Source organism: Rugamonas rivuli, from assembly GCF_009380165.1.
Lineage (GTDB): Bacteria > Pseudomonadota > Gammaproteobacteria > Burkholderiales > Burkholderiaceae_D > Rugamonas > Rugamonas rivuli.
Genome location: NZ_WHUF01000002.1, coordinates 692647 through 708249, shown reverse-complemented (window position 1 = coordinate 708249; position 15603 = coordinate 692647). Strand labels below are relative to the sequence as shown.

Sequence of the window (15603 nt, the reverse complement as noted above, 5' to 3'; positions counted from 1 at the left end):
GTTTATTATTTGGCATTGATAGCAAGGCTTCTAACCGTCGTATGACGACACCCGTGCAGAGGCGCTATAATGCTTGTCTACCCTGCTCTTTTATCAACGTTCCGCACCCGGTCCGCCAAGTGAATCCACATCTCGACAAGCTGCAACCCTATCCGTTCGAAAAACTGCGCCAGCTGTTCGCGCAGGTGGCTGCCAGCCCACAGCACAAGGCCATCAGCCTGGGCATGGGCGAGCCCAAACATCCGACGCCGCAGTTCATCCAGCAGGCGCTGATCGACAATGTGGACGGCCTGGCCAGCTATCCAACCACCATCGGCTCGGACGCGCTGCGCGGCGCCATCGCCGGCTGGCTGGAGCGCCGCTACGGCATCCCCAAGCTGAACCCCGCCACCCAGGTGCTGCCGGTGAACGGCTCGCGCGAAGCGCTGTTCGCGCTGGCGCAGACCGTGATCGACCCGGCCGCCAAATCGCTGGTAGTCAGCCCCAACCCGTTCTACCAGATCTACGAGGGCGCAGCCTACCTGGCCGGCGCCGAGCCTTACTTCGTCAATTCCGACCCGGCCCGCAACTTCGGCTGCGACTACGACAGCATCCCGACCTCGGTCTGGGAGCGCGTATCGCTGCTGTTCCTGTGCTCCCCCGGCAATCCGACCGGCGCCGTGCTGACGCTGACCGACTGGGAGAACCTGTTCGCCCTGTCCGAGCGCTACAACTTTATCATCGCCGCCGACGAGTGCTACTCCGAGATCTACCACGGCGACAAGGCGCCACTGGGCGCGCTGGAAGCGGCCCACACCCTGGGCCTGTCTACCATCGACAAGCCTTACGCGCGCCTGGTGGTGTTCAGCAGCCTGTCGAAGCGCTCCAACGTGCCGGGCATGCGCTCGGGCTTCGTGGCCGGCGACGCCGACGTCCTGAAAAAATTCCTGTTGTACCGCACCTATCACGGCGGAGCCATGAGCCCTTCCGTGCAAGCTGCTTCCATCGCGGCCTGGAACGACGAAACCCACGTCGAACAGAACCGCGAAAAATACCGCGCCAAATTCGCCGCCATCACCCCGCTGCTGCAGGAAGTGCTGCAGGTGGAACTGCCGGACGCCGGCTTCTACCTGTGGGCCGACGTCAGCCAGACCGGCCTGTCGGACACCGAATTCGCCCAGCGTCTGTACGCCGAATATAATGTCACGGTACTGCCGGGCAGCTACCTGGCGCGCGACGCCCACGGCGCCAATCCGGGCCGCAACCGCATCCGCATGGCGCTGGTCGCCGAAACGGAAGAAGGCCTGGAAGCTGCGCAGCGCATCGTCCAATTCTGCAAGTCCCTTAACAAATAATTGAGTAAATCATGAGCCAACAACTCCAGCAAATCATCGACCAGGCATGGGAAGACCGCGCCAACATCAACCCGGGTAACGGCACCGCCGAACTGCGCGACGCGGTTTCGCACGTCATCGCAGGCCTGGACGCCGGCACCATCCGCGTGGCCGAAAAAACCACCGGCGACTGGGTTGTAAACCAGTGGGTCAAGAAAGCCGTGCTGCTGTCCTTCCGTCTGGAGAATAACGTGCAGATGCCGTCCGACGGCACCATGCAGTTCTACGACAAGGTTCCGACCAAGTTCGCCAACTACACCGCAGAAGATTTCGCCAAGGGCGGCTTCCGCGTGGTGCCGCCTGCCGTGGCGCGCCGCGGTTCCTTCATCGCCAAGAACGTGGTGCTGATGCCTTCCTACGTCAACATCGGCGCCTACGTCGATGAAGGCGCGATGGTCGACACCTGGGCCACCGTCGGTTCGTGCGCGCAGATCGGCAAGAACGTCCACCTGTCCGGCGGCGTCGGCATCGGCGGCGTGCTGGAACCTATGCAAGCCAATCCGACCATCATCGAAGACAACTGCTTCATCGGCGCCCGTTCGGAGATCGTCGAAGGCGTGATCGTCGAAGAGAACTCGGTGATCTCGATGGGCGTGTACATCGGCCAGTCGACCAAGATCTACGACCGCGCCACCGGCGAAGTGACCTACGGCCGCGTGCCTGCCGGTTCGGTGGTCGTCTCGGGCAACCTGCCTTCGGAAGACGGCAAGTACTCGCTGTACTGCGCGGTCATCGTCAAGCGCGTGGATGCAAAAACCCGCGCCAAGACCGGCATCAACGAACTGCTGCGCGGTATCTAAGCAGGCAACAAGAACCGGGGACTCATCGCAGTCCCCGTTTTTTTGATACTGAGGAGAGTGCCATGGCCATGGAGCGACTGTTCCAGCTGATGAAGGAAAAGAACGCGTCGGACATGTTCTTTGCGGTGAATTCGCCGGTACACATCAAGATCAACGGCAACCTGATCCCCATCAATCAGCAGAAGCTGGAGCCGGACAATATCCACTCGCTGCTGTCGGAGATCGCCTCTCCCGCGCAGATGGAAGAACTGGCGTCGACCAATGAGCTGAACATGGGCGTGTCGGTGCCTAACATGGGCCGCTTCCGTCTGTCCGCATTCAAGCAGCGCGGCACCATCTCCGCCGTGTTCCGCTTCGTGCCCGCCACCATCCCGCTGCTGGCCGACCTGCAGCTGCCGCCTGTGCTGGCGGACCTGATCATGGAAAAACGCGGCCTGCTGCTGCTGGTCGGTTCGACCGGCTCCGGCAAGTCCACCACCATCGCCTCGATGCTGGACCACCGCAACGAACTGCGCTCCGGCCATATCCTGACGCTGGAAGACCCGATCGAGTATCTGTTCAAGAACAAGAAGTCCATCGTCAACCAGCGCGAGATCGGCAGCGACGCCAAGGATTTCTACACCGCGCTGCGCAACTCCATGCGCCAGGCGCCGGACTGCATCCTGATCGGCGAGATCCGCGACAAGGAAACCATGGCCGCCGCGCTGGCCTACGCGCAGTCGGGCCACCTGGTGCTGGCGACCCTGCATGCCAACAACAGCTATAACGCGCTAAACCGTATTATCAGTTTCTACCCCATAGAGAACCGCGCGGCGCTGCTGCAGGATCTGTCGTCGACGGTGAAGGCCATCGTCTCGCAGCGGCTGGTCCGCTCGATCAACGGCGGCACGCGCACGGCGGCGGTGGAGGTGATGGTCAACACCCGCTACATCTCGGACCTGATCGAAAAAGGCGAAATCGGCCAGATCAAGGAAGCGATGGAGAAGAGCATGTCGCCCGGCTCGCAATCGTTCGAACTGGCCCTGCTCAAGCTGGTGCAGGATGGTTTGATCAGCCAGGACGAAGCGCTGGCCAACGCCGATTCCGCCACCAACCTGCTGTGGTTATTGAATAATGGCCCGGACAGCAAGAACGCCCAGGCCGAGCCGGAAGCCAAGTCCTCGCCGGACGAAGCCTCGTTCACCGAGTTCACGCTCAATACCTGAAGCGCCCTACTTCACCTCGCGCGCCAGCTTCAGCATCTGGTAGCTGATCGCCAGGCCACGCCGCCTGGCTTCCGTTTGATTGATGCGGAACGCCAGGCCATTCGGCTCGATCACCAGACCGATGATGGCGCCGCTACGGAACGATTCCGCGCTGTCGCCCACCACCAGCACCGGATCGTCCGCCAATATCTCGTGCCAGCGCCGCAGATCGCCGCGCACGCCCGCGCCCAGCACCAGCAGCTGGCATTGCGGCACGCGCTGCGGCTCGCTCAGTTGCAGCGTATGCACCGGGATGCCGCCCGGCGTGGACTGCATCAGCGTGCGCAGCGCGTCCTGCAAGGGCGCGTCGCCCGCCACGCAGTAGGTGAACTCGCGCTGCGGCGGTGGCGGCCACTGGGTCAGCTGCGCGAAGCGGTAGATGAACGCCGCCTTCAGCTGCAACTGATCCTGCCCCGCACGCGCGGGCGACGCCAGCGCCGCCAGCATCGGCAGCAGCAGCCATGTTTTGCGCCAGGCCCTCATGGACCGAACTGCCTGGTCAGCGATAACCTCAACACGCGCCCCTCCTGCCGGAGCGGCGGCCCTACGCCATCGGGCTGGTCGAAATAGCGCACATTGCCGATGTTGTAGAGCGACAGGGCGACGTTAAGGCCCTCGCTCTGGCGCCACAGCAGCGTGCTGTTAAGCAGAGTGTATCCGGGCAGGGTCGTCGTTGCCGTCACGCGCCGGCTTTCGCTCAGCGCCTGCCACGACAGCCGCAGCCGATCGCCTTGCAGCGGTTGGCTGTACAGCATCTTGAGCAGCGCGCGCGGCGAGTTATTCAATCGATGACCGAAGGCGTCGGAGGTGCGTTGCAGCGACAGCGCGGTTTGCCATTGCTGGCCTCCGGCCCAGCGCCGTTCCAGGCCCAGCTCCGCGCCCACGCTGCGTATCAAGCCGCTGTTCTCAAACACGCCGCTCTCCTGGCCCACGCTGATCAGGTCACGCAGCCGCGATGCATACACCGAAGCCCGGTACTGCACGTTATGGTTCAACGCGTGGTCCCACGCCAGTTCCAGCGTGCGCACCCGTTCCGGCGTCGGCAACGGCGCCTCCCACGGCGCGTTGACCTGGTATTCGAACAGGTTCGCCTCGCGATAAGCGCTGCCGTACATCAGCTTGAGCGACGCATCGGGCACGCCGCTCCAGATCCAGGCGAAGCGTGGATTGGTGTTGGTGCCGCCCATCATAGTGGCGTCCCGGCGCAGGCCCAGCGTCACGCGATGGGTATCGTTGAGGCGCCACGAATCCTGCACGAACAGGCCGCGCCGCCGGTTGTTACCGTAAAACTCGGCGTCGGGCTCCTCGCCTACCGGGCCGGCGACGATCCGTTGCGTGCGGTCGTACTGGTACTCGAAACCGGCCATCAACTCATGGTCGCGCCAGCGCTGGGTGCTGACGCGCAGGTCGACGTTGTACCAGCGGCCCAGCGAGCGCTTGTCGAATTCGAACGGCGTCATGTCCTCGTGCACATACGGGAAGGCCTGCAGGTAGTCGCTGCGCTTGGACGACACCGCGCCGTACAGGCTCCAGTCGCTCCCCAGGTCGCGCTGGTATTCCGCCGATAGGAAGCTGTTGTTGAACACATTCCGGTTCTGCACAATCGGCACCGGCGCTTCCGGCGGCAGGAAGCCGGGCGCTCCCTGCTCGCGGTGGCTGAGGCCCGCGCGCAGCGTGAAGCCGCCGTAGCGTCCCATGCCCAGCAGGCGCTGGCCGCGGTCCCAGTTGTGGTCCTTGACGGGCCTGTCGAAGCCCGGCGGCAGCGGATACTGCGCGGCGATGTCGCTCTGCTTGAAGGCGCTCAGCGCCAGCCAGCCCTCGCCGCCCTGCTCCCAGCGATGGCCGACGCTGGCGCGCACTTCGCGCAGGCGGTCGGAGTCCGCGCTGGCCCGCACTTGCACGCCATGCAGCTTGTCGACGCCCTTGGTGATGATGTTCACCACGCCGAAGAAGGCGTTGTTCCCATATAGCGCGGAGCCCGGACCCGGTGCGTATTCAACCCGGTCGATCAGGTCGACGTCGACAAAGAACTCGGAACCCAGCAGCCCGGCGTCGTAGATGTTCTCGTTGATGCGCATGCCGTCGATCAGGAACAGCAGGCGCGAATTGTAGTCGCCGGGCCGCCCCAGGCCGCGCGCGCCGACATAGACGAAGTTGCCGTCTCCCGTCACGTACAGGCCCGGCATGCTGCGCAGGACGTCCGCCATATTGCGCATGCCGTGGCGGGCAATGTCGGTATCCGTCACGACGTAGGTGATGGACGGCGCCTCCGATGCGTTCTGCGCAAAGCGCGACGAGGTCGACTCCTCGACATCGCGCGTCACGTCGGTCGGCGTTTGCCGCAACAGTTCTTCCAGGCTGGCCGGCGCCTGCTGCTGCGTCGGCTGTTGTGCCAGCGCCACGGGGGTGCAGCACACAGCAGCCAGCAACAGGCCTGGCTTAAGTCCCCGCACTATGCGCCCTCCTGTAAGTGTTCTTGCCGGCCCGCTTGGCTTCATACATGGCCTGGTCCGAGGCGTTGAGCAAGGCCGTGGCGTCGGTGGCGTCCACCGGTGCAAACGCCAGGCCGACGGTGGCGCCGATCGGCATCACCACGCCGTTGATCGTCAGCGTTACGCGTACCGCGTCGATCAGGCGCTGCGCCAGGTGCTCGGCAGCCTCCTGGTCCGGCAGCGCCGGCAGGATCAGCGCGAATTCGTCGCCGCCCAGGCGGCACAGCACATCGCGCGAGCGCACCACGCTGGCCATGCGGCGCGACACTTCGCACAGCACGGCGTCGCCGGCGTCGTGGCCATGCTTGTCGTTGACGGTCTTGAAGTTGTCCAGGTCGATGAACATCAGCGCCATCAACTCGTCGTGCTCCGTGCTGAAGGCAAGGTAGCGCTGCAATTCGCCCTGGAAGAACAGGCGGTTGGGCAGGCCTGTCAGGCTGTCCCTGTGCGCCAGCTGCTGGAACTGCTGGCCGGCCTCCTGTTCCTGCTCCAGTTGCTGGTGCAGGTCGGCCTGCCATACTTCGATCCGTTTCAGCATATCGTTGAAGCGTTCGGTCAAACGTCCCACTTCGTCGCGCCGGTAGACTGCCGCGCGCTTGCCGTAATCGCGTTCGCGGGCGATGTGTTCGGCCAGGTTGGACAGTTCCACCAGCGGTGCCAGCGCGCGGCGCTGCACCAGCAGCAGGCCGCGCCAGGCGATCAGGATGGCGACCGCGATCAACGCCGCTGCGGCAGCGCTGAGCGTCAGCACCGCCATCCGCAGGCCGGCCAGGCTCTCGCGCAGCACCAGCACGCCGACCACTTCATCCTTCAGGCGGATCGGCGCCCATACCTCCAGTTCCTGCATCGTCACCGACGTCGCGTCGGCCAGTCGCGCGGCGGCGAGCGGCGGCGCTATGCGCGATAGCGGCGCACCGCTGCCCGCCTGCCATTGCGCGAACACCGCACCGGCCGGGGTCTGCACCTGCACCAGCAGCAGGTCGCTGCGGCGGGAGAAGGCTTCAAGTTCGATTTGCGCTGCGGGACGGTCGGCAAACACCATCATCGGCGAGACGCTGTTGGCCAGCAGCTGCGCGCTCAGTTGGGCCGCGTGCACCTGGCGGCCGCGCGCGACGTACCAGGTGGCCGTGGCCAGCAAGGCGAAAGTCAGCAGCATGGTCACGCTGAGCAGCTGCAGGTTCATGCGGGTCAGGCGCCGTACCAGCGAATCGGCGGGTGGAGATAATGAGGCTTCGGACTCGGTCATGGATACAGTCGGCAGCGTGGGCGGCAAAGGGCGCGGCAGCGCCGCAAGGCCCCAATATTGGTATTTCCACAAAGAATGTTCTTAGTGGAATTGTAAGCGCAAAGCCGGGGAGTGTGGGGCGAAAGCTGGGGAGTCGTGGCGGCGCTGCCACCATGGGGCGCGGGCGGGCCGCCCGCGCCGGTTGAAGAGGCAAAATCAGGTGCGCCGGCGGGCCGAGATGCCGATGGCGCCCAGGCCAAGCGCCAGCATCAGCCAGGCCGATGGTTCGGGCACCGCGTCGACGGAATAGGTGATGTTGTCGATGCCGACGTTGTAGGCGCTGTCGTGCCACTCGATGCGAACGCCGCTGAGCGAACTCCAGCTGCCATCGAAGCTGCTGGGCATATTGCCCGGCAGGCCGCCGACACTGCCGTCGTAGCTGAACAACACAGGGCCGCCGATCGCGGAAACCGTCAAGTGGGTGCCGCGCGAGATGTTGGGATACGAGCCGAGGTCGAAGTGGGTGACGGTGACGGCCATGCCGTTCAAGGGCAGCAAGTCGATCTGCGCCGCCGAGTTGCCGTCGCCGCCGACCGCCCAGGCTACCCCGCGCAGCGTGTTGTAGTCGGCGTCCCACCAGCTCAAACTGGTGTCGCGCACGCGCAGCGCCGTGTACTGCACATCCAGCACGCCCGGCACGTCACCGTAGGACTGGGCGATGGTGCCATAGTTGGTGCAGCCGACGATGCTGCCGTTGCCATCGGCCGCGTTGCTGCACACGGGCGAAGGTGGATTGAAATCGATCACACCCGCCTGCGCCAATGCGGCGGCGCCACCCAGCGCCAGGGCCATCAGAGTCTTTTTCATCTTATTTCTCCGTGAGGGGTTGCGGCCAGAGTTAATATTGTTTCAGACCGCCCCAGTCGTGTCTATTCGATATTTCTTTCCCCCGATGGCGAAGGCATAGCTTGCAACTAAGGAGCGTCGGCGCAGATCAACAAGTGCCAGCCATGGTATTCTGTCGCCCTTCGCCTATAACACTCGTTTTCGCAAGCACGCACATGAAAATCACCCTCTACGGCATCCCGAATTGCGATACCGTCAAAAAGGCCCGCGTATGGCTGGCCGACCAGCAGCAGGATTTTGTCTTCCACGATTTTAAAAAGCAGGGCCTGACCCGCGAGATCGTCGCCGGCTGGCTACAACACCTGTCGCGCGATGTGCTGGTCAATAGAAAAGGCACGACCTGGCGCGCGCTGTCCGACGAGCGCAAAGCCGCCATCGTCGACGACGACAGCGCCATCGCCCTGATGCTGGAAAACCCGTCCGTGATCAAGCGCCCGGTGCTGGACAAGAACGGCACCTTCGCCGTGTCCTTCTCCGACGCCCAGTACAAACAAATCTTCGATAAATAAACATGACTCCTTCCAAGACCCTGGCGCTGACCGAAAAGCTGATCGCCCTCTCCTCTGTAACGCCGGACGATAAAGGCTGCCAGCAGCACCTGATCGATTTGCTGTCGCCGCTGGGCTTTGCCTGCGAAGTGATCGAATCGAACGGTGTCACCAACCTGTGGGCACGCCGGGGCACGACCTCGCCGGTGCTGGTGTTCGCCGGCCATACCGACGTGGTGCCGACCGGCCCTGTCGAGCAATGGCGCTCGGAACCCTTCAACCCGACCCACCGCGACGGCAAGCTGTATGGCCGTGGCGCCGCCGACATGAAGACCTCGATCGCCGCCTTCGTCGTGGCCTGCGAGGAGTTCGTCGCCGCCCACGCCGACCATAAAGGCTCGATCGCCTTCCTGATCACCAGCGACGAGGAAGGCCCGGCCATCGATGGCACCGTGGTGGTCTGCAATATCCTCAAGGAGCGCGGCGAGACGCTGGACTACTGCATCGTCGGCGAACCGACCTCCGACGAAACCCTGGGCGACATGATCAAGAACGGCCGCCGTGGTTCGCTGTCCGGCCGTTTGACGGTCAAGGGCGTGCAAGGCCACATCGCCTACCCGCAGCTGGCGCGCAACCCTATCCATCTGGCCGCGCCCGCACTGGCCGACCTGGTGGCCGAGCGCTGGGACGAAGGCAACGAGTACTACCTGCCGACCTCCTGGCAGATGTCCAACATTAACGCCGGCACGGGCGCCAACAACGTGATCCCGGGCGAGATGGTCATCGACTTCAACTTCCGCTTCTCGACCGCCAGCACCCACGAGGAACTGAAGCGCCGTGTGCACGCCATCCTGGACAAGCACAATCTGCACTACGACCTGAAATGGGCGCTGAGCGGCCTGCCCTTCCTGACCCCGCGCGGCACCTTGAGCGATGCGCTGGCCGCAGCGATCAAGTCCGAAACGGGCGTCGACACCGAATTGTCGACCACCGGCGGCACCTCGGATGGACGCTTTATCGCTCAGATCTGCCCTCAGGTGATAGAATTCGGGCCTCCCAACGCAAGTATCCACAAGATCGACGAGCATATCGAGCTGCGTTTTGTCGATCCGCTGAAGAATATCTACCGCCGTACGCTGGAAAACCTGCTGGCCTGAGTCACGCAGGCTGGCGGCGCGGCGTGCGCAAACCGATTACTGTTTTACCGAGATAGCCATGAACACGACTCCTTTCACCACGCCGCGCGACCTGTTGCGCTATGCCGTCACCCGCTTCAACACCGCCAAGCTGTTCTTCGGCCATGGCAGCGTCGAAGCCTTCGATGAAGCGGCCTACCTGATCCTGCACACGCTCAAGCTGCCGCTGGACCACCTGGACCCGTTCCTGGACGCCAAGCTGCTGCCGGAGGAAATCGCTGCGGTCATGGCCGTCATCGACCGCCGCACCAACGAGCGCGTGCCGGCCGCCTACATCACCAACGAAGCGTGGCTGGGCACCTACAGCTTCTACGTGGACGAGCGCACCATCGTGCCACGCTCCTTCATCGCGGAACTGATCCCGCAGTACTTCGCGCCGTGGGTCAACGAGCCTGAAAACGTCAGCAATGTGCTGGAACTGTGCACGGGCTCCGGCTGCCTGGCCATCATGCTGGCCGACGCCTTCCCGGACGCGCATGTGGACGCGGTCGACATCTCGGCCGACGCGCTGGAAGTGGCGAAGAAAAACGTCGCCACCTACAAGCTGGAAGACCGCCTGACGCTGATCCAGTCCGACCTGTACGCCAATGTGCCGGACAAGAAGTATGACCTGATCATCACCAACCCGCCGTACGTGAACTCGTCGTCGATGAGCAAGCTGCCGATGGAATACCGCGCCGAGCCTGAACTGGCGCTCGATGGCGGCAAGGACGGCATGGACCTGGTGCGCAAGATCGTCGCCGGCGCCGCCGAGCGCCTGACCGACGACGGCATCCTGATCGTCGAAATCGGCAATGAGCGCGAGTTCGCCGAAGCGGCCTTCGGTGAACTGGGCCTGACCTGGCTCACCACCAGCAACGGCGACGACATGGTATTCCTGCTGACCGCAGACCAGCTTAAACTCTAAAAAAAACCGCGTCATTCCCGCGCAAGCGGGAATCCATGCTGACTATGGATCCCCGCTTGCGCGGGGACGACGGCACGAAAGATTCCAATGATTCGCTTTATTCAAGTAAGCCTGATGCGCGGTATTAAGCCGCTGCTGGAACAGGTCGATGTCACCCTCAACCCCGGCGACAAGATTGGCCTGATCGGCGCCAACGGCGCCGGCAAATCCAGCCTGTTCGCGATGATGCGCGGCGAGCTGCACCCGGACCAGGGCGAGATCGACTTCCCGGCCAAATGGCGCGTCGCTTACGTGGCGCAGGAAACCCCTCCGCTGGACCGCGCGGCACTCGACTACGCCATCGACGGCGACGTCACCCTGCGCAAGCTGGAGGCCGAACTGGCCCGCCTTGAATCGGAGCCTGAATCGTCCGAGAACGGTATCGCCATCGGCGAGATCTACAGCGCGCTGGCCGATGCCGACGCCTACACCGTGCAATCGCGCGGCGAACAGCTGCTGCTCGGCCTGGGCTTCTCGATCGACCAGATGCAGCAACCGGTGGCCAGCTTCTCCGGTGGCTGGCGCATGCGCCTGAATCTGGCGCAGGCGCTGATGTGCCCTTCCGACCTGCTGCTGCTCGATGAACCGACCAACCACTTGGACCTGGACGCGATCATCTGGCTGGAAGACTGGCTCAAACGCTACGCCGGCACGTTGCTCATCATCTCCCACGATCGCGACTTCCTCGATGAAGTGGTCAACGTGGTGGTGCACATCGACGAGCGCAAACTGAAACGCTACTCGGGCAACTACTCGTCCTTCGAACGTCAGCGCGCGGCGCAGATGATCCTGGCCGCCGGCGCGCTGGAAAAGCAGCAGCGCAAACGCGCCCACCTGGAATCCTTCGTCAACCGCTTCAAGGCGCAGGCCTCCAAGGCCCGCCAGGCGCAGAGCCGCATGAAGGCGCTGGCCAAGATGGAGGAACTGGCGCCGCTGCGCGCCGCAGCCGAATTCTCGTTCGAATTCCGCGAGCCGCTCAGCGCTCCGAACCCGCTGCTGGTGATGGAAGACGTCGACGCAGGCTACAAGATCGAAGACGAAAAAACCGGCGAGATCACGCACAAGACCATCGTCAACAACATCAAGTTCTCGCTGCAGATCGGCCAGCGTATCGGCCTGCTGGGTGTGAACGGCGCCGGTAAATCGACGCTGATCAAGACCATCGCCGGCGAGCTGTCGCCGCTGACCGGCGATGCCACCATGGGCAAGGGCCTGAACATCGGCTACTTCGCCCAGCACCAGGTGGAGATGCTGCGCCACGACGAATCGCCGCTGTGGCACCTGGCGAAGATCGCACCGACCGTGCGCGAGCAGGAGCTACGCAACTTCCTGGGTGGCTTCAACTTCCCGGGCACGATGGTGACCAGTTCGATCGCGCCGTTCTCCGGCGGAGAGAAGGCCCGCCTGGCGTTGGCTCTGATCGTGTGGCAGCGTCCCAACCTGCTGCTGCTCGATGAACCGACCAATCACCTGGATCTGGAAACCCGCGAGGCACTGACCGAAGCGCTGGCGCAGTTCGAAGGCACGCTGGTGGTCGTATCCCACGATCGCCACCTGCTGCGCGCCACCACCGACCAGTTCATCATCGTCGCCGACGGCAAGCTTCAACCGTTCGACGGCGATCTGGATGACTACAAGGACTGGCTGCTGCAAACCAAGATGGGCAAAGGCACCGACGTGCTGCCGGCCGCCGGCAAGGCAAACAAGACCGACTTCCCTGTCGCCTCGCCAGTCGCACCGCCGCCTGCAGCGGCGCCTGCGGTCAACACCAAGGAACAGAAGCGCAAGGAGGCAGAAGACCGCCAGCGCCTGGCCACGCTGCGCAAGCCGCTGGAGCAGAAGATCAAGCGCCTGGACGACCAGATCGCCAAGCGCAGCGCGCAGAAGGCCGATGTGGATGCGGCCCTGGGCGAATCGTCGATCTACGACGCGGCCAACAAGGCCAAGCTGAAACAGCTGCTGGCCGATCAATCCTTCTTCACCAAGGACCTCGGCCAGCTGGAAGCGGAGTGGCTGGAGCTGCAGGAGCAGCTCGAAGCCCTCGCCTAAGCTGCCTGGCGGGCGCCGACTTGAACCTTCTGGATCGACATCAGCTTATCGATGTCGACCACGATCAAGCGGCGCCCGTCCGCTTCACCGATGCCGACCAGGTACTCCACCGCGCTGGCGCCCGGTATCGGCTTGATCTGTCCCAGCGTTAGCGGGACGATATCCGTCACCCCATCCACCACCATCCCCATCACGCAGCTCGACAGCTTGAGGATGATCACGTCCGTCAGCGGATCGTGCTCCGGCGGCCGGGGCCCGAAGGCGATGCGCATGTCGACGATCGGCATGATGACGCCGCGCGACACGGCCACCCCGGCCACGATCTCCCCCTCCGATGAAAAGCGCTCCAGCGCCTTCAAGGGCCGCAGCTCTTGCACCTTGGTGAAATCCAGCGCGTAATCGAGACCGCCCAGCCGGAACACCAGATACTGGCTGGCGGCGACGACGGCGGTTGGGTCGGCGCTGGCGGATTGCGTAGTCAATGAAGGCATGATGATCCTTTCGTCCGGGACGTGCGGTAACAGGCATGTGCCATCCTACCTTTGCCCCCAAAAGCGGTCGTTGAGCAACGTCAACATTCACCGGGCTCGCGGTTGCTGGTTTGCTACAATGAATCCATGACTACCGAACTCCCTCTCAGCGGCATCCGCGTGCTGGACCTGACGCGATTGCTGCCCGGCCCCGTCGCCACCATGCACCTTGCGGACATGGGCGCGGAAGTGATCAAGATCGAAGACCCCGGTCCCGGCGACTACGCGCGCGCCATGGGACCGGTGCGCAATGAGGTGTCGCAGTTCTTCGTCGCCGTCAATCGCGGCAAGCGGATGAAGCGCCTGGACCTGAAGGACGCCGCCCACCGCGAGCAGCTGCTGGCGATGGTGGAGACGGCCGACGTGCTGGTCGAGAGCTTCCGCCCCGGCGTGATGGACAAGCTGGGACTGGGCTGGCACACGCTGCGCGAGCGCAATCCCAAGCTGGTGATGTGCGCGATCTCCGGCTACGGCCAGCACGGCCCCTACGCGCTGTTGGCCGGGCATGACATCAACTACATCGGCTATGCCGGCATGCTGGACCAGAACGCCGGCGCCGACGGCGTGCCGGCGCTGCCCAACCTGCAGGTGGGCGATCTGCTGGGCGGCGCGCAGTCTGCGCTGCAGGGCATCCTGGCGGCGCTGGTCGCGGTCAAGATGGGTGGCGCGGGACGCATGGTCGATGTCTCGATGACCGCCGCCGTCATGGCACATAACATCATGCCGCTGGTGGGCGTCAACAACGGAGCGCCCGCCGCGCCGGGCCGCGATCTGCTGACTGGCGGCGTCCCCTGCTACAACGTCTACCGCACGGCCGATGGCCGCTACATGGCGGTCGGCGCGCTGGAGCTCAAGTTCTGGCAGGGCTGCTGCGACGTGCTGCAACGGCCGGACCTGAAGCCGCGCCACTGGCAGTTGGGCCAGCAGGTCGGCGGCGAAGACGCGATGGCGCTCAAGGCGGAGCTGGACGCGGTGTTCGCCGCGCGCACGCTGGCGCAATGGACGGAAGCCTTCGCCGACGCCGACTGCTGCGTCACGCCCGTGCTGCGCACCGAGGAAGCCTTGCAGCACCCGCTGTTCCGCGACATCGTCAGCCGCCGCATGCACGACACCGAAGGCGAGTCGTGGTCCGTGGCGCAGCCGGTCAGGTTTGCGCCGTGATCGATCCGAATGAAGTGGAGTTCACCGCCATCCGCGCCCAGGGGCCGGGTGGGCAGAACGTCAACAAGGTTTCGAGCGCGGTGCATCTGCGCTTCGACATCGTCGGCTCGTCGCTGCCGGAGCATATCAAGGAACGCCTGCTGGCCATGCGCGACCAGCGCATCACCAAGGATGGCGTGGTGGTGCTGAAGGCGCAGCAGTCGCGCAGCCAGGAGGCCAACAAGGAAGAAGCCCTGCGTCGCCTGCAGGAGCTGGTCGACAGCGTGGCCGTGCTGCCCGCCGTGCGCCGCCCTACCCGGCCCACACGCAGCTCGCAGCGCAAGCGGCTGGACGGCAAAAGCAAGGACGGCGAACGCAAACAGCTGCGCGGCAAAGTCAGCCTGTAAAGACCCGCAGACACTGGTGCGCGCCCAACGCCAGCAGGCTGGCGAAAAAGCAGCGGCGGAATAAAGCAGGCGCCATGCGCCCGCGCAGCCACTGCCCCAGCAGCATGCCGCCCGCAGCCGGCAGCAGCGCCAGGCACGAAGCTCCCGCCGCAGCCGCATGCCACGCTCCCTGGTAAGCCAGCATGACCGCCAGCGCCAGCGTCGACACGGTGAAGGCCAATCCCATCGCCTGCACCAGATCGTCCTTCTCCAGCGCCAGCGCTTGCAAGTACGGCGCCGCCGGCATGACGAAGACGCCGGTGACGCCGGCCAGCGCGCCGGTGGCGAAGCCCGCCAGCGGCCCAAGCCAGCGTTCCGCGCGCGGCGCCACCTGCCAGCGCCAGCCGGCCAGTCCCAGCACGCCGTAGGCCAGCAACGCCAGTCCCAGCACCGCCCCGCTCCACGCGGCGTCGTCCCTGGCGCCATTCCCCGCGCCGGCCAGCACCGCCGCCAGCGCCGTGCCGGCGCACACCGCCAGCAGCATGGGCCGCAGGCGCCGCCACAGCGGATACAGCGCCGGCCCGGCCGCCAGCTGCCATACATTCGTCACAGACGAAGGCACAATCAACAGCGCGGCAGCCTCCAGCGGCGGCATCTTCAGCGTCAACAGCGCCACCGCGACCGTCGGCAAGCCCATGCCAGTAACGCCCTTAACCATCCCGGCAAGCACAAACACCAGTGCGACAAAAATGAAAGAAGTATCCATGAGCGCCATTGTGGCGCAACGCGCGGCACCTGAAAATCTGGAATATACTCAGCCAGACTTCG

The 15603-nt window shown here is 64.4% G+C and carries 15 protein-coding genes; 9 read left to right on the top strand and 6 right to left on the bottom strand.

What is annotated here, in order from left to right:
• Positions 1–119: 119 nt before the first annotated feature.
• The 3 genes from dapC (at position 120) to GEV01_RS08330 (ending at position 3378) form a co-directional block, all read left to right on the top strand.
• Positions 120–1334: a succinyldiaminopimelate transaminase gene (dapC, locus tag GEV01_RS08340; protein ID WP_328595461.1), complete on the top strand. Its 1215-nt coding sequence runs from the start codon at positions 120–122 to the stop codon at positions 1332–1334.
• Positions 1335–1345: 11 nt separating this feature from the next.
• Positions 1346–2173 carry a 2,3,4,5-tetrahydropyridine-2,6-dicarboxylate N-succinyltransferase gene (gene dapD / locus GEV01_RS08335; protein ID WP_008450189.1) on the top strand — a complete coding sequence of 276 codons (828 nt, stop codon included), beginning with the start codon at positions 1346–1348 and terminating at the stop codon, positions 2171–2173.
• Positions 2174–2235: 62 nt separating this feature from the next.
• Positions 2236–3378, top strand: coding sequence for a PilT/PilU family type 4a pilus ATPase (locus GEV01_RS08330; protein WP_008450190.1), 1143 nt, complete (start codon positions 2236–2238; stop codon positions 3376–3378).
• A 6-nt stretch (positions 3379–3384) separates the two neighbouring features.
• Here GEV01_RS08330 and GEV01_RS08325 read toward each other — a convergent pair whose 3' ends face one another.
• The 4 genes from GEV01_RS08325 to GEV01_RS08310 form a co-directional block, all read right to left on the bottom strand.
• The gene (locus GEV01_RS08325; protein WP_152803332.1) at positions 3385–3900 is read right to left on the bottom strand and encodes a YfiR family protein; all 516 of its coding nucleotides are present in this window, start codon (positions 3898–3900) and stop codon (positions 3385–3387) included.
• On the bottom strand, positions 3897–5870 hold the full coding sequence (locus tag GEV01_RS08320) for a TonB-dependent receptor plug domain-containing protein (RefSeq protein ID WP_328595460.1): 1974 nt from the start codon (positions 5868–5870) through the stop codon (positions 3897–3899). Before GEV01_RS08320 ends, GEV01_RS08325 begins: the two co-directional genes overlap by 4 nt.
• A complete protein-coding gene (locus GEV01_RS08315; RefSeq protein WP_235914280.1) occupies positions 5857–7155 on the bottom strand; it encodes a sensor domain-containing diguanylate cyclase in 1299 nt (432 codons plus the stop codon). Before GEV01_RS08315 ends, GEV01_RS08320 begins: the two co-directional genes overlap by 14 nt.
• A 195-nt stretch (positions 7156–7350) precedes the next feature.
• The gene (locus tag GEV01_RS08310; RefSeq protein WP_152803330.1) at positions 7351–8001 is read right to left on the bottom strand and encodes a PEP-CTERM sorting domain-containing protein; all 651 of its coding nucleotides are present in this window, start codon (positions 7999–8001) and stop codon (positions 7351–7353) included.
• 194 nt (positions 8002–8195) lie between these two features.
• Between GEV01_RS08310 and GEV01_RS08305 the strand changes: the two genes are divergently transcribed.
• The 4 genes from GEV01_RS08305 to GEV01_RS08290 all read left to right on the top strand — a co-directional run bounded on the left by GEV01_RS08305 (position 8196) and on the right by GEV01_RS08290 (position 12719).
• Entirely contained in the window at positions 8196–8549 is a 354-nt protein-coding gene (locus tag GEV01_RS08305; protein ID WP_152803328.1) for an ArsC family reductase, read from the top strand.
• Between the two features lie 2 nt (positions 8550–8551).
• Entirely contained in the window at positions 8552–9685 is a 1134-nt protein-coding gene (gene dapE, locus GEV01_RS08300) for a succinyl-diaminopimelate desuccinylase (RefSeq protein ID WP_070268991.1), read from the top strand.
• A 58-nt stretch (positions 9686–9743) separates the two neighbouring features.
• Positions 9744–10631 carry a 50S ribosomal protein L3 N(5)-glutamine methyltransferase gene (prmB, locus tag GEV01_RS08295; RefSeq protein WP_008450202.1) on the top strand — a complete coding sequence of 296 codons (888 nt, stop codon included), beginning with the start codon at positions 9744–9746 and terminating at the stop codon, positions 10629–10631.
• A 114-nt stretch (positions 10632–10745) separates the two neighbouring features.
• Complete coding sequence (locus GEV01_RS08290) at positions 10746–12719, top strand: ATP-binding cassette domain-containing protein (RefSeq protein WP_235914279.1); 1974 nt, start codon at positions 10746–10748, stop codon at positions 12717–12719.
• Here GEV01_RS08290 and GEV01_RS08285 read toward each other — a convergent pair.
• Positions 12716–13210: a chemotaxis protein CheW gene (locus GEV01_RS08285; protein WP_152803323.1), complete on the bottom strand. Its 495-nt coding sequence runs from the start codon at positions 13208–13210 to the stop codon at positions 12716–12718. The two genes, GEV01_RS08290 and GEV01_RS08285, sit on opposite strands and share 4 nt — an antisense overlap.
• A 126-nt stretch (positions 13211–13336) precedes the next feature.
• On the opposite strand from GEV01_RS08285, the gene GEV01_RS08280 reads away from it, so the two are divergent.
• Positions 13337–14410 (top strand): CaiB/BaiF CoA transferase family protein, encoded by a 1074-nt coding sequence (locus GEV01_RS08280; protein ID WP_152803321.1) that lies wholly within the window; start codon positions 13337–13339, stop codon positions 14408–14410.
• Positions 14407–14796 (top strand): alternative ribosome rescue aminoacyl-tRNA hydrolase ArfB, encoded by a 390-nt coding sequence (gene arfB, locus GEV01_RS08275; protein ID WP_008450209.1) that lies wholly within the window; start codon positions 14407–14409, stop codon positions 14794–14796. Before GEV01_RS08280 ends, arfB begins: the two co-directional genes overlap by 4 nt.
• Here the strand turns inward: arfB and GEV01_RS08270 are convergent.
• Positions 14786–15550, bottom strand: a complete 765-nt coding sequence (locus tag GEV01_RS08270; protein ID WP_152803319.1) for a sulfite exporter TauE/SafE family protein — start codon at positions 15548–15550, stop codon at positions 14786–14788. The two genes, arfB and GEV01_RS08270, sit on opposite strands and share 11 nt — an antisense overlap.
• Positions 15551–15603 lie beyond the last annotated feature (53 nt).

What these genes read in the sequence shown, in the direction of transcription:
- dapD (WP_008450189.1), top strand. Translation starts at nt 1,346, where the DNA reads ATGAGCCAACAACTCCAGCAAATCATCGACCAGGCATGGGAAGACCGC.
- GEV01_RS08330 (WP_008450190.1), top strand. Translation starts at nt 2,236, where the DNA reads ATGGCCATGGAGCGACTGTTCCAGCTGATGAAGGAAAAGAACGCGTCG.
- GEV01_RS08325 (WP_152803332.1), bottom strand. Translation starts at nt 3,900, where the DNA reads ATGAGGGCCTGGCGCAAAACATGGCTGCTGCTGCCGATGCTGGCGGCG.
- GEV01_RS08315 (WP_235914280.1), bottom strand. Translation starts at nt 7,155, where the DNA reads ATGACCGAGTCCGAAGCCTCATTATCTCCACCCGCCGATTCGCTGGTA.
- GEV01_RS08310 (WP_152803330.1), bottom strand. Translation starts at nt 8,001, where the DNA reads ATGAAAAAGACTCTGATGGCCCTGGCGCTGGGTGGCGCCGCCGCATTG.
- GEV01_RS08305 (WP_152803328.1), top strand. Translation starts at nt 8,196, where the DNA reads ATGAAAATCACCCTCTACGGCATCCCGAATTGCGATACCGTCAAAAAG.
- dapE (WP_070268991.1), top strand. Translation starts at nt 8,552, where the DNA reads ATGACTCCTTCCAAGACCCTGGCGCTGACCGAAAAGCTGATCGCCCTC.
- prmB (WP_008450202.1), top strand. Translation starts at nt 9,744, where the DNA reads ATGAACACGACTCCTTTCACCACGCCGCGCGACCTGTTGCGCTATGCC.
- GEV01_RS08290 (WP_235914279.1), top strand. Translation starts at nt 10,746, where the DNA reads ATGCGCGGTATTAAGCCGCTGCTGGAACAGGTCGATGTCACCCTCAAC.
- GEV01_RS08285 (WP_152803323.1), bottom strand. Translation starts at nt 13,210, where the DNA reads ATGCCTTCATTGACTACGCAATCCGCCAGCGCCGACCCAACCGCCGTC.
- GEV01_RS08280 (WP_152803321.1), top strand. Translation starts at nt 13,337, where the DNA reads ATGACTACCGAACTCCCTCTCAGCGGCATCCGCGTGCTGGACCTGACG.
- GEV01_RS08270 (WP_152803319.1), bottom strand. Translation starts at nt 15,550, where the DNA reads ATGGCGCTCATGGATACTTCTTTCATTTTTGTCGCACTGGTGTTTGTG.